Origin of the sequence: Chitinilyticum piscinae (genome assembly GCF_015223195.1) — a bacterium.
Classification (GTDB): Bacteria; Pseudomonadota; Gammaproteobacteria; order Burkholderiales; family Chitinibacteraceae; genus Chitinilyticum; species Chitinilyticum piscinae.
In genome coordinates this window covers 66,845-87,571 of sequence record NZ_JADFUA010000001.1, presented here as the reverse complement: position 1 = coordinate 87,571, position 20,727 = coordinate 66,845, and the positions used below count along the sequence as shown (strand labels likewise).

The 20,727-nt window shown below is 60.8% G+C and carries 20 protein-coding genes; 10 read left to right on the top strand and 10 right to left on the bottom strand.

Annotated elements, in window-relative coordinates; all coding sequences use genetic code 11:
• Positions 1-218 precede the first annotated feature (218 nt).
• Positions 219-878: an SGNH/GDSL hydrolase family protein gene (locus INR99_RS00420; RefSeq protein WP_194114317.1), complete on the bottom strand. Its 660-nt coding sequence runs from the start codon at positions 876-878 to the stop codon at positions 219-221.
• A gap of 203 nt (positions 879-1,081) precedes the next feature.
• Between INR99_RS00420 and INR99_RS00415 the strand changes: the two genes are divergently transcribed.
• Positions 1,082-1,642, top strand: coding sequence for a phosphohydrolase (locus INR99_RS00415; protein WP_194114316.1), 561 nt, complete (start codon positions 1,082-1,084; stop codon positions 1,640-1,642).
• A gap of 45 nt (positions 1,643-1,687) precedes the next feature.
• Here the strand turns inward: INR99_RS00415 and INR99_RS00410 are convergent, their stop codons facing one another.
• Positions 1,688-3,298: a phosphoethanolamine transferase gene (locus INR99_RS00410; protein WP_194114315.1), complete on the bottom strand. Its 1,611-nt coding sequence runs from the start codon at positions 3,296-3,298 to the stop codon at positions 1,688-1,690.
• Positions 3,299-3,616: 318 nt separating this feature from the next.
• On the opposite strand from INR99_RS00410, the gene INR99_RS00405 reads away from it, so the two are divergent.
• The 4 genes from INR99_RS00405 (at position 3,617) to INR99_RS00390 (ending at position 5,971) form a co-directional block, all read left to right on the top strand.
• On the top strand, positions 3,617-4,027 hold the full coding sequence (locus tag INR99_RS00405) for a hypothetical protein (protein ID WP_194114314.1): 411 nt from the start codon (positions 3,617-3,619) through the stop codon (positions 4,025-4,027).
• 60 nt (positions 4,028-4,087) lie between these two features.
• A complete protein-coding gene (locus INR99_RS00400) occupies positions 4,088-4,486 on the top strand; it encodes a hypothetical protein (protein ID WP_194114313.1) in 399 nt (132 codons plus the stop codon).
• A 282-nt stretch (positions 4,487-4,768) separates the two neighbouring features.
• Positions 4,769-5,536, top strand: a complete 768-nt coding sequence (locus INR99_RS00395) for an HNH endonuclease (RefSeq protein ID WP_194114312.1) — start codon at positions 4,769-4,771, stop codon at positions 5,534-5,536.
• A gap of 57 nt (positions 5,537-5,593) precedes the next feature.
• Positions 5,594-5,971, top strand: coding sequence for a TA system toxin CbtA family protein (locus INR99_RS00390; RefSeq protein WP_194114311.1), 378 nt, complete (start codon positions 5,594-5,596; stop codon positions 5,969-5,971).
• Between the two features lie 435 nt (positions 5,972-6,406).
• Here the strand turns inward: INR99_RS00390 and gyrB are convergent, their stop codons facing one another.
• From gyrB to dnaA, 3 genes are all read right to left on the bottom strand, one after another.
• Complete coding sequence (gyrB, locus tag INR99_RS00385) at positions 6,407-8,824, bottom strand: DNA topoisomerase (ATP-hydrolyzing) subunit B (RefSeq protein ID WP_194114310.1); 2,418 nt, start codon at positions 8,822-8,824, stop codon at positions 6,407-6,409.
• Between the two features lie 113 nt (positions 8,825-8,937).
• Positions 8,938-10,044 carry a DNA polymerase III subunit beta gene (gene dnaN, locus INR99_RS00380; RefSeq protein ID WP_194114309.1) on the bottom strand — a complete coding sequence of 369 codons (1,107 nt, stop codon included), beginning with the start codon at positions 10,042-10,044 and terminating at the stop codon, positions 8,938-8,940.
• A 96-nt stretch (positions 10,045-10,140) separates the two neighbouring features.
• The gene (gene dnaA / locus INR99_RS00375) at positions 10,141-11,565 is read right to left on the bottom strand and encodes a chromosomal replication initiator protein DnaA (RefSeq protein WP_194114308.1); all 1,425 of its coding nucleotides are present in this window, start codon (positions 11,563-11,565) and stop codon (positions 10,141-10,143) included.
• A gap of 247 nt (positions 11,566-11,812) precedes the next feature.
• Here dnaA and rpmH point away from each other — a divergent pair, with 247 nt between their 5' ends.
• Genes rpmH through yidC form a run of 4 tightly spaced genes read left to right on the top strand, consistent with a single transcriptional unit; the run spans position 11,813 to position 14,205 of the window.
• Positions 11,813-11,947, top strand: coding sequence for a 50S ribosomal protein L34 (gene rpmH / locus INR99_RS00370; protein WP_194114307.1), 135 nt, complete (start codon positions 11,813-11,815; stop codon positions 11,945-11,947).
• 33 nt (positions 11,948-11,980) lie between these two features.
• Positions 11,981-12,349 (top strand): ribonuclease P protein component, encoded by a 369-nt coding sequence (gene rnpA, locus INR99_RS00365; RefSeq protein ID WP_194114306.1) that lies wholly within the window; start codon positions 11,981-11,983, stop codon positions 12,347-12,349.
• On the top strand, positions 12,325-12,534 hold the full coding sequence (gene yidD / locus INR99_RS00360; protein WP_194114305.1) for a membrane protein insertion efficiency factor YidD: 210 nt from the start codon (positions 12,325-12,327) through the stop codon (positions 12,532-12,534). The genes rnpA and yidD overlap by 25 nt, the downstream gene beginning before the upstream one ends.
• Before the next feature lie 24 nt (positions 12,535-12,558).
• Positions 12,559-14,205 (top strand): membrane protein insertase YidC, encoded by a 1,647-nt coding sequence (yidC, locus tag INR99_RS00355; protein WP_194114304.1) that lies wholly within the window; start codon positions 12,559-12,561, stop codon positions 14,203-14,205.
• A gap of 122 nt (positions 14,206-14,327) precedes the next feature.
• Here the strand turns inward: yidC and INR99_RS00350 are convergent, their stop codons facing one another.
• From INR99_RS00350 to rstA, 5 genes are all read right to left on the bottom strand, one after another.
• Entirely contained in the window at positions 14,328-15,584 is a 1,257-nt protein-coding gene (locus INR99_RS00350) for a glutamate-5-semialdehyde dehydrogenase (protein WP_194114303.1), read from the bottom strand.
• A gap of 128 nt (positions 15,585-15,712) precedes the next feature.
• Entirely contained in the window at positions 15,713-16,594 is an 882-nt protein-coding gene (locus INR99_RS00345) for a trypsin-like serine peptidase (RefSeq protein WP_194114302.1), read from the bottom strand.
• 72 nt (positions 16,595-16,666) lie between these two features.
• Positions 16,667-17,254 carry a hypothetical protein gene (locus INR99_RS00340; protein WP_194114301.1) on the bottom strand — a complete coding sequence of 196 codons (588 nt, stop codon included), beginning with the start codon at positions 17,252-17,254 and terminating at the stop codon, positions 16,667-16,669.
• 143 nt (positions 17,255-17,397) lie between these two features.
• Positions 17,398-18,699, bottom strand: a complete 1,302-nt coding sequence (locus INR99_RS00335) for an ATP-binding protein (protein WP_194114300.1) — start codon at positions 18,697-18,699, stop codon at positions 17,398-17,400.
• Between the two features lie 78 nt (positions 18,700-18,777).
• On the bottom strand, positions 18,778-19,500 hold the full coding sequence (gene rstA, locus INR99_RS00330) for a two-component system response regulator RstA (RefSeq protein WP_194114299.1): 723 nt from the start codon (positions 19,498-19,500) through the stop codon (positions 18,778-18,780).
• 235 nt (positions 19,501-19,735) lie between these two features.
• Between rstA and INR99_RS00325 the strand changes: the two genes are divergently transcribed.
• Positions 19,736-20,713, top strand: a complete 978-nt coding sequence (locus tag INR99_RS00325; RefSeq protein WP_194114298.1) for an AraC family transcriptional regulator — start codon at positions 19,736-19,738, stop codon at positions 20,711-20,713.
• Positions 20,714-20,727 lie beyond the last annotated feature (14 nt).

The window sequence follows — 20,727 nt, the reverse complement described above, 5'->3', positions numbered from 1 at the left end:
GGGCAACTCCACAAGGCGCAGTGCGCCGGTTTCAGGTGGGGCCATGCTGCCCGCTGGCGGCGTATCAATCCGTGTGAAGTTGTGAAAGAGTGTGAAGCCGGCGCCTGGTGGGGGCTGCTGTTTCGTTCTTTATGAGGGGTATGGGTGGGATGGCCTTTTGAAAAATCATCTTCATGAGTATGGGGGGTGATGTATGGGCATGTCGGCCGGCTGGGGCATCACGGTACGAAGAGCTGGCAACTGGGGGCGGCGGGGTCGAAGATGCCCAGCGCACGGAACAGCGTGTGCGCCATCAGCACATGGCCGTGCGCGTTCGGGTGAAAGGCATCGGCCATATACCATTGCTGCCGATCGCTGCGGGCGTGCCATTCGGCCGCGTGGTCGACCAGTAATACGCCCTGCTCTGCGGCCAGCGCCCGAGTTGCCGCGTTGTAGGCGGGCAGGCTGTCGCTGCGCTCGGGCGCCAGCCCCGGCCACACCGGCGTGCAGGTCTGCAGCACCACCTGCCCGCCCCAGCCGCGCACGGCGTCAATCATCGCCGCCAGATTGGCACGAAACGCCTCCTGCGGAACAAATTGCCCGTCCGCCAGCCGGGTGTTGCAATCATTCATCCCCGCCATCAGCCACAACACATCGGGACGAAAACGCGCCACGCGCTGCGCGAAATGCTCGCGCAGCTGCCGTGTATTCAGCCCCGTATACGCGGTATTGAGCACCACATCGTCGGCGCGGCCCAGCTCGAAACGCACGCGCTCGGTGAAATGCTCGGCAAAGCAGCGCCCGCCAAAGGTATGCAGCACGCCATGCGTGATGCTGTCGCCATAGAACACATGCGTGAGGGGGGTATCGGTCTGCAGCAAGGAATACAAGTCAGTCATGGCACGATCCTGCGGTGGGTATGCCACCATTCTAGGCCTGTGTGTCCGGCTGGTTTTTCCGCCGCTTGCGCAATGCATGAAGCGTGCGGGATGGCTGGGGCGCAGGTTGTGCAGTGGCCGTGCCCGCGCTGTAGTCGGTGTGGCTTGAGCCGCCGAGGTCAGCCGATTAAGCTGATGGGTATCTGCGAACTGGAGCACCGGCAATGGCGGCCATTCTCATCAAACGGCAGCGCCCGCGCGTCGAGGAACTGCTGGCGCGCTACGCAAGCGTGATCGGCCGCGATTTTCCGGGCTATCGGAATCATGTGTATCGCACCATCACCTATGCCATGCATTTTCTGGGTAATGATCCCGAGTGCGAAGCGCTGGTGGAAACGGCGTTTGCCTACCACGACATCGGGCTCTGGACAGAGCACGAGCTGGCTTACCTTGAGCCCTCGGAAGCCGTGGCGCTGGCAGACAACGAGAGATACGGATGGGGGCTGGATGCGGAAGCACTGCGAGGCGCGATTCATTGGCACCATAAAATCTCGCCCTACCACGGGCCGCATGAGCGGGTTATCGAAGCCTGCCGCAAGGCCGACTGGATTGATGCGTCGAAAGGTGCGCTGCGCAAGGGCATGAGCAAGGACGCCATTGTGCAAGTCGAAGAAGCCTTCCCCAATTTGGGCTTTCATGACACCTTGCTCCGCCTTGCGAAGGATTACGGCGGCTCCACGCTGGTGGGCGGGATCAAGGTCACGCTTGGCATCGTGAAATGGTAAGCGCGCCACTAGCGAGCCCTGCGACCGTGAGTGTGGCACGGCAGGCTAGCGGCGGAAATCCACCGCTACCGGCAGCGTCGGCGCCTGCCAGCGGTAGCCGGGCGAGAGCACGTCGCGTTCCGGCCGGGCGCCGGACCAAGCCAGCCCCAGCAGGGCGGTGATGCTGTAGCCCAGCCAGTCGGCACGGACCGGCTCGCCAGTCGCGGCTGGCTGCGTGCCCGGGTGGGATTGCCACAGCAGCAGCGGGATGCGGTAACCGCTGGCGGTCATGGGGCTGTGACCGGCGTGGTTGCTTTCCTGCCCCACCTCCTGCCCGTGGTCGGACAAATACAGCCACACCCGCTTGCCGCTTGCCTGCAGCACATGCTCCAGCGTGCCGGCCAGCACGCGGTCGTGGTAGTGGATGGCCGCGTCATAGTCATTGCGCAGGCCGCGCAGCCAGCCGGGGCGGCCGGCGGCCTGCATGCTGGCCATCACCGCATCCGCCGCGCCACTGAAGGGATTGTCGCCCGCCGGGTAGCGCAGGCGGTAATGCGGGTGGGCGCCCAGCAGGTGAATCACCACCAGCTTGCGGGGGGCCGGGTCGGCCAGCGCGGCGGCCAGCTCCGGCAGCACCACACCGTCGGGCTGGCCGCCCGAGCGTCCCGGTGACTGGTTGACCATGCGCACCTGCTGCGCCAGCCGGGCGTGTTCCTGCTCGATGGCCAGATCGGCGTGATTGCCGATCCACCACACGCGGTAGCCCGCCGCCCGCGCCAGTGCCAGCAGATGCGGCGCATCCGGCTGATCCGGCGAGCCGAACTGGAACAGATTGCGCAGTGCCGGCACGGTGGATGCATCCACCGACCAGGCATGACGGAACACCTGCAGCGCCGGCCGAGCGCGCTGCTGCACGGCCTGCAGTTGCGGTGTGGTGGCGCGCGGGTAGCCATACAGCCCGAAATGGTCGCGATTCACGCTATCGGTAATCACCAGCACCAGCGTATCCGGGGCCGCGGCCGTCAGCTCCGGCTGCAGGCGTTCGGCCTGCAGCAGCAGGGCCTGGCGTTCCCCGTCCAGCGTGGCCCATTGCTGCTGCAACTGCGCCACCTGCTGCAGCCAGCCCGGCCAGAACAGCAGGGGGTGATGGCGCCGCCACGGCTTGCTGGCATAGGCGGCCAGTACGAGCGCCAGAATCAGCCCCAGCGCCACGGCCTGCTTCCAGCGCAGCGGCAGCCGGCGCGGCGGCTTGCGCCACCACTGCCACAGGCAGGCCGCCAGCGTGCCGGCGCCCAGCACGCCGGCCAGCGACCAGCCCAGCACCGCCCGCCAGTACATAGCGACAAATTCCGCCGTTTCGTCCGGTGAGGTATTGGCCACCGCGCCCAGCACCATGGCGCTGCCCGGCTGCGCCTGATACTGGTCGAGCAAAAAGGCACGCACGATGCCATCCAGCAGAAAGGCCAGCCCGAGCAAGCCCGCCAGCACGGCCTGCAGCGTCCGCCCGCCGCGCGAGGCCAGCGGCCAAGCCAGCCACAGCCAGCCCGGCAACAGCAGCACCAGCATCTGCAGCAGGCGGCGCCCGTCATGGCCGGCTGCCTGTGCGGTACACAGCACCGCCAGCAGCACCAGCAACGGCCAGTGGCGGGGCGAGAGGGCGGGCAGAAAGCGCGGCATGGCGGGCGGCAGTTGTGACGGCCTGTTCAGACCGGCTCGCTACGACGAAGTTCGGTGCTGCCCCTGCCAGCTTTCCAGTTGCAACTGCTCCGGGGTATGGCTGTATGGATATTATTCAATAAGGGCTGTGGCCTTATCCATTGCCGGGTATTGCTGCTGCCTGCCGTCTTCCGGGGATGCCGCCCGCCTGATCAGGGTGAGGCAGTGCCGCGACGCGTGTGAGTCTTGTCATTGCCAGCCATATCCGCGCCCCCCTAAAGTGCGGCTTTGCTGTCACAGGGTGACAGCATTTTGCCCCTCTCGCCAAACGGAAAAACGATGTCACGACATGCTGCTGCGCTGCTGCTGGCCAGTCTCTTTTTACTGGGTGGCTGCGCCACGACCTGGAGCATGCCAGAGGCAGAAATGCTGGAGGACATTCAGGAACAACTCGCCAAGCCCGACAAGACCATGAGCCTGCTGTGGTACACCGGCTCGGATGACAAGGCGCACATCTTCCACCACGTCCGCGCCTATTTCGGCTCCTACCGCATCTATCGGGTGCCGAAATGGAGCATGGCGCTGCCCCGGGAAATCCCCGTCAGCATCGACAGCAAGGACTGGCTCCTGATCGAACAGATTGGCGATGTGCCCCTGTATTTGGGGAAGGAAAACGGCAGCTGGCACCGCAGGCCCTGCCATCCTGTCGAGCAATGCATCCGCCTGCCCGCACCGACCGCTACGCCCTGACGTGGCAGCACAGGCCGCGTGCTTCCGCCATCAATCACACCCAAGCGCAACCACTCCCCCATGCCGACACGCACGCTTGCCCTGATCCTGCCCGCGCTGCTTGCCGCGTGCACCACCACCCTCAACACTGCGCCCGCCGGCATGCTGGCCGACATCCAGACCCGCATCGCCATGCCGGACAGCACCCTCAGCTGGCTGTATTACAAGGGCACGGACGCGCGCGGCCACCATTTCGAACACACCCGCGGCATTCTGCGCGGCGGCCAGATTTACGTGCTGCCCGCCTGGAGCCTCGCCCTGCCCAAGACCCAGCCGTTGAATGAAAGCAGCGACAACTGGCAGCTGGTGTGCGAGCTGGATGGCGTATGGCTATTGCAGCACCGGCAGTCGACCGCCGCCGACTGGGACATCGCCGACCCGCAATGGTTTAAAGGTTGCTGGCGGCTGAAGCAACAGTGATTGTCATGGGTATATCGCCACAGCCATTGAAATGAAAGGCCAGCGGCCTAACCCCCATCTTGGTATAAAGGCGGGAAGATCACGATTAAGCATGACGCGACTTAATCGCTTCATTGATGTCAGTCAAAACTACGTGCAGGGTTCAGCCTGCTTTCTAAATGGCGACAGCAACTCAGTTGCGATGAAAAAGTAGTGGATTTGAGCTGTACATGGAATTTTTGCGGAAGATACTGTTATGCTTACGGCTCAGTTCCAAACAGAATAAGCAAGGACTTCGGGTACATGGCAAACAATTGGACGCGCGATCAACTGCTGATTGCAATCAATCTATATTGCCAGCTACCCTTCGGGCGGCTGCACAAAACCAATCCACTGATAATTGTAACCGCTCACAAAATAGGCAGAACGCCCAGTGCTTTAGCCATGAAGCTCTGCAATTTTGCCAGCCTCGACCCAGAAATTATCGGCAACGGCCGCAAAGGCTTAGCTGGTGCATCGAATCTGGATAGGGAAATTTGGGCTGAATTTACGCAAGACCCTGAAACGATTGGCTATCAAAGCCAGTTAATGGTCGATCAACTGGCACAGCACGATGCAGCTCTTTCAAGTCTTTCCAGCGAAGTGGAACCCACAGACATCTCGAACCATTATTACGGTGAAGATGTCCTTGTGCAGGCCAAAGCCCGAGTAAAACAGGCATTTTTCCGGAAAGCGGTTTTGAGCAGTTATGAGCATCGCTGCTGCATCACCGGACTTGCCGAACCCAAACTGCTGGTGGCAAGTCATATCGTGCCTTGGAGCAAAGACGAGCGCAACCGCCTTAATCCAGCCAATGGCTTGTGCCTTTCTGCGCTACATGACAAAGAAGGTCTACTAACCATCAGGCCTGATTTCACCATCTGCGTGTCAGAGCGGTTACTTACAGATCAAAGCCAATTGGCTAAAGACTATTTTTGGAGGTTTAATGGGGAAGGCATCACACTGCCAAATAAATTTAACCCCGATCCCTCATTCTTGGCATACCATGCTGAGCATGTATTTATATCGTAGGTCACTGATTTAAATTAGGCTTTTCGTCGAAGCTATATTGTAACAAACAAATTACCAATGACCGAAACGCAATTCCGAACTATCTGTGCTGTCCTGCTAAAGACTCATTTTGGTCTTGAATTGGACGATACCACGCTCGCAGACGACTACGCTGAAGGCGGAGTTCAAGGCGCAGATGTTTATCACGCGATCAATCAACTCGCCCATCGTTTTGATCTGCAGCGGATAGATGATCTGAAAAATCAGCCTCTCACACTGAAAGATCAGGTTGCAACTATGCGCAGCTCTTCAATTACTTACATTCAGTCTGAGCAACCAACCCAATGCCCTGTATGTGGAAGCAGGACAGACCTGATCGAAGTTAGTAATACAGTGCAGTTGCATGATTGCCTCAACCGAACCTGTCAATTGGCCTTCATCAGTACAGCCAACTAACCCGCGCTGTTGATTGCGAGCATCGCAGGGAAGCCCGAAGGGCCGGCGGAACGGGCTCGGCTTTGGGGTGAAGGGGGATTTGCCGAGACAAATCCCCCCTTCCCGTTGGCGGCGGCGACCGGAGGAAGTCCCTGTGGGGCGGAAACGCGTATGGAAACACCGCGCCGCAGGCGCTGAAAAGCAAAACCGCTGGATGCCTGCTTGGCATCGAAATGCCGCAGAGTGTTGGGTTTTCCCCCAAGAGGACTTCCTTCGGTGCGCGCTGCGCGCAACCCAAGCTACGTCGCTGGATGCCAGTCTTCGCCGGCATGACGAAGAAGCCTATGGGTATTGCTCTACAGCCAAGAAAATAAAGAGGCTGCGGCTATATACCCATTAAAAACAAAGCCACCGCGTGCGGTGGCTTTGTCGTTTACTACTGCTCGAACCGAAATATCACACGTCGATATTCCGCGCAATCAGCGCGTTCTGTTCGATGAAGTGACGGCGCGGTTCGACTTGGTCGCCCATCAGCGTGGTGAAGATCGCATCGGCTGCGATGGCATCATCAATCGTCACCTTCAGCAGGCGGCGAACGTTCACGTCCATGGTGGTTTCCCACAGCTGCTCGGGGTTCATTTCACCCAGGCCTTTATAGCGCTGGATGGTCATGTTGCGGCGGACTTCGCTCATCAGCCAGTCCAGTGCATCCTTGAAGCTGGCCACCGGCGTTTCGTTGCTGCCACGGCGCACGACGGCGTCGCTGGCCAAGAGCCCTTGCAGTGTGTCGGCGGTGTCGCGCAGCAGGCGGTAGTCGTTGCTGCGGATGAAGTCGTCTTCGATGTACTGCACGGTAATTACGCCGTGCAGGTTGCGCTCGATCTTCAGCAGATGGGCTTCGTCGTGCTGTTGCGCGCTAATGGTGAAGGCCGGGTGGTTGACGGCGGCGCTGAGTGCGCTGGCGGCGGCGGCGGCGGCCTCGGCGGTGCTGAGGTCGAGCAGCGGTGCGTTCAGCAGGGCGCCCATGACGGTCGGGTCAACGAAGCGGCTGTAGCGCTCGATGATGCCTTCGGTCACGAAGAGCTTCTTGGCAATGGCGTCCAGTGCGTCGCCGCTGATGGCGGCGCGGCCGGCGCCCGGCAGCAGCTCGGCACCATTGAGGGCCAGTTGCAGCAGGTATTGCTTCAGCTCGGCTTCGTCCTTGATGTAGCGTTCCTGCTTGCCGTGCTTCACCTTGAACAGCGGCGGCTGGGCGATGTAGATGTAGCCGCGCTCGACCAGCTCGGGCAGCTGGCGGTAGAAGAAGGTGAGCAGCAGCGTGCGGATGTGCGAGCCGTCCACGTCCGCATCGGTCATGATGATGATGCGGTGGTAGCGCAGCTTGTCGATGTTGAAATCGTCCTTGCCGATGCCGCAGCCCAGTGCGGTAATCAGCGTGCCGACTTCCTGGCTGGAGATCATCTTGTCGAAGCGCGCACGCTCGACGTTGAGGATCTTGCCCTTCAGCGGCAGGATGGCCTGGAATTTGCGGTCGCGGCCCTGCTTGGCCGAGCCGCCGGCGGAGTCACCCTCGACCAGGTAAATTTCGGACAGTGCCGGGTCTTTTTCCTGGCAGTCGGCCAGCTTGCCGGGCATGCCGATGCCGTCGAGCACGCTCTTGCGGCGGGTGAGTTCGCGGGCCTTGCGCGCGGCTTCTCGGGCGCGGGCGGCTTCGACGATCTTGCCGCAGATGGTCTTGGCGTCGTTCGGGTTTTCCAGCAGGTAGTCGGCCAGTGCCTGACCAAGCACTTCCTGCACCACCGGGCTGATTTCGCTGGAAACCAGCTTGTCCTTGGTCTGGCTGCTGAATTTCGGGTCGGGCAGTTTCACCGACAGCACGCAGGTCAGGCCTTCGCGCATGTCGTCGCCGCTGGTTTCGACCTTGGCCTTCTTGGCGACTTCGTTGCTTTCGATGTACTGATTCAGCGTGCGGGTCATCACCGTGCGCAGTGCAGTCAGGTGGGTGCCGCCGTCGCGCTGCGGGATGTTGTTGGTGAAGCACTGCACGGTTTCGGCGTAGCTGTCGTTCCACTGCATCGCGCATTCGACAGTCATGCCGTCTTTTTCGCCCAGCGCGTAGAAGATGTGCGAATGCAGGGTGGACTTGGCGCGGTTCATGTATTCCACGAAGCCCTTCACGCCGCCCGAGTAGGCGAAGTTTTCTTCCTTGCCGTTGCGCTTGTCGATCAGCGTGATGTTCACGCCGTTATTCAGGAAGGACAGCTCGCGGATGCGCTTGGCGAGGATTTCGTAGTGGAATTCGACCACGCCGAAGGTTTCCACGCTGGCCATGAAGTGCACTTCGGTGCCGCGCTTGTCGGTGTCGCCAATCACTTTCAGCGGGTCGACACGTTCACCCTGGCGGAATTCCATGGTGTGCACCTTGCCATCGCGGCGGATGGTCAGGCGCAGCCAGTCGGACAGGGCATTCACTACCGACACGCCCACACCGTGCAGACCGCCGGATACCTTGTAGCTGTTCTGGTCGAACTTGCCACCGGCGTGCAGCTCGGTCATGACGATTTCGGCGGCCGAGCGCTTGAATTCGTCGTCTTCCTTGATCGCGGTCGGGATGCCGCGGCCGTTATCCTCGATGGAGATCGAGTTGTCGGCGTGGATGATGACCTTGATGGTGTCGCAGTGGCCGGCCAGCGCTTCGTCGATGGCGTTGTCGAGCACTTCGAACACCATGTGGTGCAGGCCCGTGCCGTCGCCCGTGTCGCCGATGTACATGCCGGGGCGCTTGCGTACGGCTTCCAGACCCTTGAGGATCTTGATGCTGTCTGCGCCGTATTCCTGGCCGTTCTGTTCCTGCGGGAGATTGTTTTCGCTCATGGACTGCTTCGTATTCTGCGGTGGGTGCGTGGCGCTTACCGGGGTATGTGTCGCTACGCTATAAAACACAATGGGTCGGGATGGATATCCCGACCCCTATCTGAGGCGCTGCCTTAGATGCGCATCGGCATCACGATGTACTTGAAGTTGGCGTTGTCCGGCATGGTGACCAGTACCGAGGAATTCACGTCGCCAAAGGCAAACTGCAGTGTTTCCACCTGCAGATTGGTCAGCACGTCGAGCAGGTACTGGATGTTGAAGCCGATATCCAGCGGCTCGCCCTGATAGGCGACTTCCAGTTCTTCCTGCGCTTCTTCCTGTTCATTGTTGTTGCACAGGATTTTCAGCGAGCCGGAAGTCAGCACCACGCGCACGCCACGGAATTTCTCGTTCGACAGGATCGCAGCGCGCTGCATGGCGGCCAGCAGCTGGGTGCGCTCGATGGTCAGCAGCTTGTCGTTGTTCTGCGGAATCACGCGGTTGTAGTCGGGGAACTTGCCGTCGACCACCTTGGAGTGGATCACGATGTTGCCGAAGCTGAACTTCACCTGATTGCCGGCGATATCGATGGCGACTTCGTCGTCCACGTCGGCCAGCAGCTTGTAGAGCTCCAGAATCGTTTTGCGCGGCAGGATGACTTCGTTCTTGTCGAAGCTGGTGGCCAGTTCAGCCGAGGCAAAGGCGAGGCGGTGGCCATCGGTGGCGACCAGCTTCAGCAGATTGCCCTCGGTGACCATAAACAGGCCGTTGAGGTAGTAGCGGATGTCCTGATGCGCCATGGCGAACTGGGCACGGCCCAGCAGCGCCTTCAGCTGGCCTTGCGGCAGGCGCACGGTGGCGCGCAGGTTGGTGTCCACGGCCAGCGTCGGGAAATCGGCAGCCGGCAGGGTTTGCAGGTTGAAGCGGCTTTTTCCCGCCTTGATGGTCAGGCGGCTGTCGTCCTCATCCAGCGATACCACGGTCTTGTCGGGGATCGCACGCAGGATGTCGCTGAATTTCTTGGCCGCCACGGTGATGGCGAAATCGTTGCCGGAGAAGCCTTCCACCTGGCTGCTGGCAATCTGGATTTCCAGATCGGTGCCGGTGAAGGTGAGCTTGTCGCCCTCCTTGCGGATCAGCACATTGGCCAGAATCGGCAGGGTATTGCGGCGCTCGACGATGCCGGTGACGGTGGCCAGCGGCTTGAGCAGGGCATCGCGTTCAGCTTGCAACAATTGCATATCAGCTTTCCCGTGGAAGTGTTAGTCAGTTAGACAGTCAAACGGCAGAATTTTACCTGAAATCAGGCGTCAAAGAGGGTTTGCCTTGCGCCGGTATCAACTGCGCAACATTTGCAGCAGCACGCCGTACTGGTGCGCCAGCTCGCTGTCGTTCTGCCGCATTTCCTCGATGGTGCGGCAGGCATACAGCACGGTGGTGTGGTCGCGCCCGCCAAAGGCTTCGCCAATGGCCGGCAGGCTCATCTGTGTCAGCTCCTTGGTGAGTGCCATGGCTACCTGACGGGGGCGGGCGATGTCACGGGCGCGCTTTTTCGAGTGCATGTCCGGGACCTTGATCTTGTAAAAATCCGCCACGGTTTTCTGGATGTTTTCGACCGAGACCAGGCGGTTGCCGGCGGCGAGAATGTCCTTCAGTGCTTCCTTGGCGGCTTCCAGCGTGATCGGCTGGTGCGTGAAGCGGGCGTAGGCCAGCACGCGCTTGAGTGCGCCTTCCAGTTCGCGCACATTGGAGCGGATGTTCTTGGCGATGAAGAAGGCGACATTGCTGTCGAGCTTGAAGTGATCGGCTTCGGCTTTCTTCATCAGGATCGCCACGCGCATTTCGGTTTCCGGCGGCTCGATGGCGACCGATAGGCCCCAGGAGAAGCGGCTGGTCAGACGTTCCTGCAGGCCTTCGATTTCGCGCGGGATGCGGTCGGACGTCAGGATGATCTGTTTGCCGCCTTCGACCAGCGCATTAAACAGATAGAAGAATTCTTCCTGCGTGCGATCCTTGCCGACGAAGAACTGGATGTCGTCGACCAGCAGCAGGTCGAGCGAGTGGTAGTACTTCTTGAATTCGTCAAAGGATTTGTGCTGGTAGGCCTTTACCACGTCCTGCACGTACTTTTCCGCATGGATGTAGCGGATGCGTGCCTGCGGATTATATTGATGCACCAGATTCCCGATGGCTTGCACCAGGTGAGTCTTGCCCAGGCCCACGCCGCCATACACAAACAGCGGGTTGTAGCCTGCGCCCGGGTTTTCGGCGACCTGTTGCGCGGCTGCGCGTGCCACCTGGTTGGCTTTACCGGTCACCAGAGTTTCAAAGGTGAACAGCGGATTCAGTCGCGAGATTTCATGGCTGCTGCTGCCGGCTTCGAAGCGGCGCGCGGGCTTTTTCTCCGCGCTGGCGGCAGGCTGGGGCTGCGGGTCGGCTTCGGCAGCCGGTGCGTCGCTGGCTGCCGGGCGCGCTTTGGGCTTGGGTGGGGCGGGGGGCGGCGGGGCGACCGGCTTGGCGCCGACGCGCAGATTGATCATCGGCGGCTCGCCATTGCAATACTCGGCCGCCACCATTTCGATCATGCCGAGATGGCGGTCGCGGATGAACTGCAGAAAAATCTGGTTGGGCACATTGACCTGCAGCGTGCCGTCGACCAGCTCGGCGACGAGCGGCTTGATCCAGATATTGAACTGGCTGGCGCCCAGACGCTGTTCCAGTTCGTTCAGGCAGTGCTGCCAGAGAAATGACAAGTCGGACATGATGAAATGCAACGGGCCGCCGACCTCGTGCGCACACTGTCTTGCCAGAAACCGCAAACAGCCATGCCGCAGGTGATGCGTCGGCGACCCGTTGTGAATTGGATTGAATGCCCGGATTGTACCCCGCGCGCACCGACTTATCCACAGGCTGCGGCAAAGAAAACTGCGGCTGCGCAGCTTGACAGAAGGGGCGTGCGCTGCTCTAATCACGCGTTTACCAAGCACTTTTCCGGTTTAGGGACTTGTCATGAAGCGTACTTTCCAGCCTTCCGTTATCCGCCGCAAGCGCACTCACGGTTTCCGTGCCCGCATGAAGACCCGTGGTGGCCGTGCCGTTCTGAACGCACGTCGCGCCCAGGGTCGCAAGCGCCTGTCTGCCTAAGCAGACCGCTTCGCCGTGCAGCTGGCAGCGTCGATGGGTCACTATCGTTTCCTGCGCAGCATGCGTCTATTAAAAACGGATGATTTTTCATCCGTTTTTAATTTGCGCATCAGCGTGAGCAATGAGTGGTTCCAGTTGCTGGGCCGGCGCAATGATCAGCCGGGGGCGCGCATCGGGCTGGTCGTGGGCAAGAAAACCGCCAAGCAGGCGGTTGCGCGCAATTATATGAAGCGCACCATCCGTGAAACATTCCGCCTGCATCATGCGCAGCTGGAAGGTCTGGATGTGGTGGTGCGGGTACGCCAGCGGTTCGGGCGTGCCGAAGGTGCTGCGGCCCGCGCGGCGCTGCTGCAGCTATTTAGCCGGTTGCCCAAGAAATGTCGCGCCTCTGCATCGCGTTGATCAGGGTCTATCAGCTCTGCATCAGCCCGCTCATCGGGCCGCGCTGCCGGTATACTCCGTCCTGTTCGCATTACGGCATCGAGGCATTCCGCCGGCACGGTTTTTTGCGTGGCGGCTGGCTGACCCTGCGTCGGCTTGCGCGCTGCCACCCCTGGGGGGGTCACGGGCATGACCCGGTACCCTGACACCAATCTGCTGTCGAGTATTCAATGGATACCAAGCGTCTAATCATCTTCATCGTTCTGTCTTTCGGCATCTTGTTCGGCTGGCAGACCTGGATGGAAAAAAACAATCCGCAGCCCAAGCTGGCTTCGGCGGTGGCCACGGCTTCCGGTGTAAGCACGGCCAGTGGCGTTGCTGCTGCTCCTGTGCCGGCCGGTACCCTGGCCAAGGGGCAGGTCATTACGGTGGAAACCGACCTGCTGCGTGCCGAGATCAATACTGTCGGTGGCGATATCCGCTACCTCGAGCTGCTGAAAATCGGTGCCACCGATGATCCGAAAAAGCCTTTTGTGCTGCTGCAGGATCGTGGCCAGCACACTTACGTGGCCCAGTCCGGCCTGAAGGGTGACGGCCTGCCCGATCACACGGCCGTATTTACTGCCGCGCAGACCAGCTACAAGCTGGCCGAGGGGCAGGATGCCGTGGACGTGAAGCTGGAATACACCGGCCAGAACGGCGTGAAAACCACCAAGGTGCTGACCTTCAAGCGTGGCAGCTATCTGGTGAACGTCAGCCAGCAGGTTACCAACAGCACCGACAAGCCGCTGGCTGCAACCGGCTACTACCGCCTGATCCGTGATGGCAAGGTGGAAAATCCGGGCATGTTCGGCACGCACACCTATACCGGTCCGGCCGTGTATACCGAAGCTGGCAAGTTCCAGAAAAACGACTTCTCCGCCATCGCCAAGGGCGAGGAAAAGTACGTGAAAACCAGCAAGGACGGCTGGGTGGCGATGGTGCAGCACTATTTCGTAAGTGCCTGGTTGCTGAATCCGATCGGCCAGCAATCGGTCTGTGCGCCGAACGACTGCCGTTTCGAGCTGGGCAAGATTGCCAATAGCGACAACCTGTTCTACGCCGGTACGCTGGTCGATCTGCCGCAGATCGCGCCGGGTGCCTCGCAGTCCAAGGCGATGAGCCTGTATCTGGGGCCGCAGGAAACCAAGATTCTGGATGCAACGGCAGTAGGTCTGGATCTGGCCAAGGATTACGGCATGTTCGCGATCTTCTCCAAGCCGCTGTTCTGGCTGCTGGACAAGATTCACGCAGTCGTGGGTAACTGGGGCTGGGCGATCGTGATCGTTACCCTGCTGATCAAGGCGGCGTTCTACCCGCTGTCCAATGCGTCGTACCGCTCGATGGCCAAGATGCGCAAGCTCACGCCGCGCATGGAAGCGCTGAAGGAGCGTTTCGGCGACGACAAGATGAAGTTCCAGCAGGCCGTGATGGAAATGTACAAGACCGAAAAGGTCAATCCGCTCGGTGGCTGCCTGCCAATCCTGATTCAGATTCCGGTGTTCATCGCCTTCTACTGGATGCTGATTGCTGCCGTGGAAATGCGCCAGGCGCCGTGGGCGTTCTGGATCACCGATCTTTCGGTCAAGGACCCGTATTACATCCTGCCGGTGATCTATGCCGTGTCGATGTATGTGCAGCAGCTGCTGTCGCCGCCGCCGCCGGATCCGATGCAGGCCAAGATGATGAAGATGATGCCGGTGGTGTTCAGCGTGTTCTTCCTCTTCTTCCCGTCGGGTCTGGTGCTGTACTGGGTGGTGAACAACCTGGTATCGATTGCCCAGCAGTGGTGGATTACCCATCGCATCGAGCAGGAAGACAAAAAGGCTGCGGCCTGATTGCTTCCTGGCTGAAAAAGACCACCGCAAGGTGGTCTTTTTTTTGGGGGGGTATGTGATGCGAAGCCGCTCAACAAAAAGCCCCTGGCAAGATACTGCCAGGGGCTTTTTGTTGTTGGTGTTTAGCTGCGAATTTCGCCGTCGCCCAGCACAATCCACTTTTCGGAGGTTAGCCCTTCGAGGCCCACCGGGCCGCGGGCGTGGATCTTGTCGGTGGAGATGCCGATTTCCGCGCCCAGGCCATATTCAAAGCCGTCGGCAAAGCGCGTCGAGGCATTGACCATTACCGAGGCCGAATCCACTTCACGGAGGAACTGGCGCGCCTTGGTGTAGTTTTCGGTAATGATGGCGTCGGTGTGATGGCTGCCCCACTGGTTGATGTGGGCAATCGCTTCGTCGAGGTCGGCGACAACCTTCACCGCCAGAATCGGCGCCAGGTATTCGGTCGCCCAGTCTGCATCTGTTGCGGCGACAATACTCGGCAGAATCGCGCGGGTCTTGTCGCAGCCGCGCAGCTCCACCTGCTTGGCGGCGTAGACCTTGGCCAGTTCCGGCAGGATGAGCTCGGCGACGTTGTCGTTCACCAGCAGCGTTTCCATGGTGTTGCAGGTGCCGTAGCGATGCGTCTTGGCGTTGTCGGCAATGCGGATGGCTTTTTCCGGGTCGGCTTCGTCGTCGATATAGACATGGCAAATGCCGTCGAGGTGCTTGATCACCGGGACGCGCGCATCGCGACTGATGCGCTCGATCAGGCCCTTGCCGCCGCGCGGCACGATGACGTCGACAAATTCGCTCATGGTGATCAGTTCACCCACGGCGGCACGGTCGGGCGTTTCGATGATCTGCACTGCTGCTTCCGGCAGGCCGGCCTTGCTCAGCCCTTCCTTCACGCAGGCCGCAATCGCCTGATTGCAGTGAAAGGCTTCGCGGCCGCCACGCAGGATGGTGGCATTGCCGGACTTGATGCACAGGCCGGCGGCGTCGGCCGTCACGTTCGGGCGGGCTTCGTAGATGATGCCGATCACGCCCAGTGGTACGCGCATCTTGCCGACCTGGATGCCGGACGGGCGGTATTTGAAATCGCCCATATTGCCGATCGGATCGGGCAGGGCAACCATTTCGCGCAGGCCTTGCGCCATGGTGGCGATGGTTTTTTCCGTCAGTTGCAGGCGATCGAGCATGGCTGGTTCGAGCCCGTCGGCGCGGGCTTGCTCCATATCCTGCTGGTTGGCGGCGAGCAGCCTGGCGGCGTCGCGTTCGATGGCGTCGGCAATGGCATTCAGTGCGGCGTTCTTGGCGCCAGTCGAGGCGCGGGCCATGGCGCGGCTGGCGGCGCGCGCCTGGCGCCCGACTGCTTGCATGTAGGCTTGGATATCCATGACGGTGATTCCGGGCAATCAATCAGAATCGGTCATTGTAATCCGAAGCGCGGCCGGACTTGTATCGTGCAGACAGACTGTCACAAACGGTTTGCGGCCGGCTTGCGGCGATTCCTCTGTCGTGTGTGTTACTGCGGTGGTTTGGGAAGTTGCAGAACGGTTACCGCGACGTTGTCGGCAACGCCGCGATTGAACCAGTCCGGAGCGGAGCTTTGTACCGCAATCACTCGCGGGCCTTGTGTGGTGGCGATGAAGAGCGGCGATCCCGAGTCGCCGGCCAGGGTGTCGCACTGGTGATAAAGCGTGTGGTTGTCGCGCAGTTGGGTCACCAGGCAGTGGCGATGGGCTGTGAGCTTGTCGTCGTGATCTTCGGCGTAGCCGGCCTGGGTGACGCGCCACTGGGTGCTGTTAAAGGCGGTCTTCAGGGTATCCAGCTTTGGATCAAGAAGTGCCAAGGGCTGTGGGGCTATACCTTCCACTTTCTCCAGTTTTAGCCAGGCGATATCGTAGGCGGCAGCGCTCGGGTCGATATAGACATCTTCGCCCTTGTAGCGCAGTCCTTTCTGGAAGCGAGGATGGAATACTTGCCCCTTTACGGCATATTTCGCGCCATACTGGCCGGCATGGTAGCCGGCAAGGAACCACTTGCCGTTATCGATCTTGCGTGGCTCCATCAGGAAGCAATGCGCGGCGGTTACGGCCAGCGTGTCACTGACCAGTGTTGCCGTGCACGTGCTGCCGGCCACGGTTTCCAGGCGTCCGATCGCGGCAAAGGGCGATGCATAGAGGGGCGCAATGAATTCACGATCATCCTTGCCGAAAAACAGCGCCAGACGCTGGCGGGTGGTTTCATCCTGTGGCGCGGATGCGCTGGGAGAGTTATTCGGTGTTGCGGCAGGTGTGGATGCGGCGGGGGCGCGGGAATCCGGAGTGCGAGTACACCAGATCAGGGAAGCAAACAGACCTGCCGTGGCGGCGATGGGTAGGTAGAGGGGAAGTCGGCGCAGCATGGGGTGTCCTGAAAAGCAAAAACGGGACCGAAGTCCCGTTTTTGATGATACCGCGTAATCCGGAATACGGAATTACTTGGCAGCAGAAGCCTTGGATGCTACGGAAGCAGCGGAAGCCTTCTTGGCTTGAGCCTTCTGAGCAGCGGAAGCCTTGGAAGCTACGGAAGCAGCGGAAGCCTTCTTGGCTTGAGCCTTCTGAGCAGCGGAAGCCTTGGAAGCTACGGAAGCAGCGGAAGCCTTCTTGGCTTGAGCCTTCTGAGCAGCGGAAGCCTTGGAAGCTACGGAGGAAGCAGCGGAAGCCTTCTTGGCTTGAGCCTTCTGAGCGGCGGAAGCCTTGGAAGCTACGGAAGCAGCGGAAGCCTTCTTGGCTTGAGCCTTCTGAGCGGCGGAAGCCTTGGAAGCTACGGAAGCAGCGGAAGCCTTGGAAGCTACGGAAGCAGCGGAAGCCTTCTTGGCTTGAGCCTTCTGAGCAGCGGAGGCCTTGGAAGCTACGGAAGCAGCGGAAGCCTTCTTGGCTTGAGCCTTCTGAGCAGCGGAAGCCTTGGAAGCTACGGAAGCCTTCTTGGCGTGCTTTTCAGTCTTTACAGCGGAGGCGTCGCCAGCGTGAGCGGCAACGGATACAAACAGGGCGGCAACGAGAGCGGACAGCAGCTTGGTCATCTTTTTTCTCCAAACAAACGGGATGAATTTTGTGTGGAGCGGATTATGGGCATTCGCTGTTATTCGTGTTGGCTGGCTTGGTAGCACGCTGTAACTGAATGTAGTTTTACAACCGTTTGTTAACGCGGGTTAATGTAATCGGATTACAGCTGTCCGCCATCGACCAGCGGAGTGGGCCAGGCCAGCGTGATGCGTGCCCCGCCCAGCGGTGACGTTTCGATGCGGATTTCACCATTATGGCCGCGCATGATCATGGCCACGATGGAGAGCCCCAGTCCGAAACCGCCGGTGGCCAGGTTGCGACTGTTTTCCATGCGTTCAAAGGGTTGCAGCAGACGTTCGCGGGCATGGTCGGGGATGCCGGGACCGTTATCGTCAACGTGGATTTGTGCGACGCCCTCGCCCCAGGCCAGGGTCAGTTGCACCGTGTCGCCGCCGTAACGGTGGGCGTTCGACAGCAGGTTGGTGACCGCCCGGCCAAGGTAGTAGCTGTCGTATTCCATGAAGGCGGAAGCAAACGGCGTGGCATTGCTGAAGGCCGGAGCGGCATTCTGTTGTGCGCTCTCGTTACAAATCAGTTCGAGTAGCGCGGCGATATCCTTGAGCTCGAGATTCAAACGCAGCTGGGCGCGATCCAGTGTGGACATGGTCAGCCACTCTTCGAGCAGCTGATCGATCTGCCCGAGGTCGCGTTCGACGGCGGCGATCTGGCCGTCGACACTGGCGCCGGCTTTCAGTGCTTCCAGCCGGTAGCGGATGCGGGTCAGCGGAGTGCGCAAGTCATGCGACACGGCATCCAGCATGGCGCGGCGAGAGGCGGTGAGGGTCTGGATGTCATTGGCCATGCGGTTGAAGGTGACGCCGAGCGGTGCCAGTGCCGAGCTGTCAGCCAGTTCGACGCGCGAAGTGAAATCGCCATTGCCCAGGCGCCGGCTTTGCTTGATCAGCTGCAGCACGTCACGCCAGAATGGCCGCATCCACAGCCAGGTCGGGATGCCCAGTGCTGCACACATCAGTGCCATGGCCAGCCAGTCGATCCACGACATGCCTTCCAGTCGTGACAGATAGGGAATGGGGCCGAGTACGACCATCAGCTCGGTCTGGTGAATGCGATGCAGATACAGTTCCTTGTCCGACAGCAGAATGATGCCGCCGTTGAGCAGGGTCGCCTTGTTGTCCGGCGAGAGCTGGTAAGCGTCCACGCTTTCGATCTGGACGGGGACTGGCAGCTTGCCGCGCAGACGGGCGGCTTCGTCATGCCAGATCGAGCGGGGCAGATCGCCCAGCTCTTCCTCGATGATGGTGACCGTGGTCTTGAAGATGTCGATCAGGTAGCGCTGATTGGTGCGGTCGATCAGATGCTTGTAGGCACCGCCGATCAGTGTGGCCGAGATCAGGAAGCAGACGACGACGGTGAGGTAGAAGCGCAGAAAGAGCTGGCGCATGGCGTGATTCCGGGCGGTTGCAAAAACGGGGAGCTGGCTGGCTCCCCGTTCTGGGTTGATACACTGCTGGGTATGCGCTTACTCTTGCCACCACACGTCAGTGGCAAAGAGATACCCCTTGTGGCGGATCGTCTTGATCTTGCGCGGTTCATTCGGATCGTCGTCGAGCTTTTTGCGCAGGCGGGAAACGGCTACGTCGATGCTGCGATCCAGCCCGTCGTATTCAATGCCACGCAGCTGCTTGAGCAGGTGATCGCGCGAGAGGATGTCGCCGGCATGGCTGGCCAGTTCCCACAGCAGGTCGAAGTCGCCGGTCGACAGGCCGAGCGGCTGGCCGTGATAGTTGGCGGTACGGTTGCGGGCGTCGATTTGCAGCTTGCCGAAATTCAGTGTCGAGCGTTCCTGCGGTGCCGCCGGGCTGCCTGCTTGGGCCGGCTGGGTGCCGGCACTGCGCAGGTGGGCGCGGATGCGGGCCAGCAGAACCGACGGTGGTGTGGTCTTGACCACGTAGTCGGTTGCGCCGATCTCAAACCCCAGAATCTGGTTCATGTCGCTGTTGAGCGAGGTCAGCAGTACGATGGGGCCTGGCCAGAATTCGCGCAGCTCGCGGCACAGGGTCAGGCCATCCTTGCCGGGCAGCATGATGTCCAGCAGTAGCAGTTCGGGCGGATTCTCGCGGACGGTGTCGATCAGCCGGCTGCCGTCGGAGTGGACTTCGACACTGAATTCGAAGGAGCGCAGGAAATTGCTGATTAGCTCGGCGAGTTCGGGATCGTCTTCGACAAACAGGATGCGGGTCATGTCGGGTATACCTGGGGCGTGGAATCGGGCCGCAATGGCCACAATCCCGACAGCTTGCCGCAGCCTGAGGCCAAGTGCAAGACCGCAGCCGCTGCGGCGCTGCGGATTGTGCGGCCAGGAGCCCCATCCGCGCAGATTCTGGGCTGTGCCTGCCGGCGGATGCGCAAATCCGGACAAGTTCCCCGCTTTGCTTGTGCCGCATAATGTGCGGGAATTTTTACCGGATTAGCCGCCCATGCACCTTGCCGCTGTGCTCCGCCAGGATTGGCAGCAGCCTGTCCTGCACTCTGCCCGCCCGCGTGAAAGCGCGCTGCTGGATGTGGCAGACTCGCGCGGACGCCGCATCCAGCGGGTGATGGATTACATCGAGGCGCGCCTGGATGCGCCCTTGCAGCTGGAAGAGCTGGCCAGTCTGGCCTGTTTTTCGCCGTGCCATTTCGACCGGGTTTTCCATGCGGCGACCGGCGAGCCGCCCTTTGAGCACATCCGCCTGCGGCGCATGCTGCGCGCCGCCCAGCGGGTGCGCCACGATACGGATACCCCGATTCATGTGATTGCCCGGGATTGCGGTTTTTCGTCGGATGCCGCTTTCGCCAAGGCGTTTCGCCGCCAGTTCGGCATGCCGGCGCGCGAATGGCGGCGCGGTGGCTGGCGGCGCTATATGGATCAGGTGCTGGGTATCGCCCGAGACGGTTCGACGCCGGTTCCCGAGCCGGCGCCGCACGGGCGTGACGGGCTGGCCGGACGCGTGCAGCTGCGCACGCTGCCTGCGCAACAAGTGGTTTACCGGCGCTGGCATGGTGTTGGTACCGATGGACTGGCAACACAGGTCAGCCGTTACGCCGGTGAACTTGCGGCGGCGGATTTGCTGCCGGATGGCGGTTGTTGTTACGGGGTGATGCAGGACGATTTCGGTCTGGTCGGCCCGGCGCAGTTCGTGTTCGAGCTGGCCGTTCCTGCTCCGGCTGCGGTGCCGTCCACCCTGGTCACACGCAGCCTGCCCGGCGGGCTGTACGCGCTGGTCGAGGCGCAGGGCATGCCGGTGTGGTTCCAGTGGCTGTATGAAGACTGGCTGGAGGGTAGTGCCTACACGCTGGATTGCCAGCGCCCGCATCTGGAATGCCATCAACGCGTTGGTGACACGGTGCAGTTGCGCTGGCTGGCCTTGCCGGTACGCAGGCTTGGCGGGGTATACGCCGGTTCTTCTTTCTAGATCCTGGGTGCGCC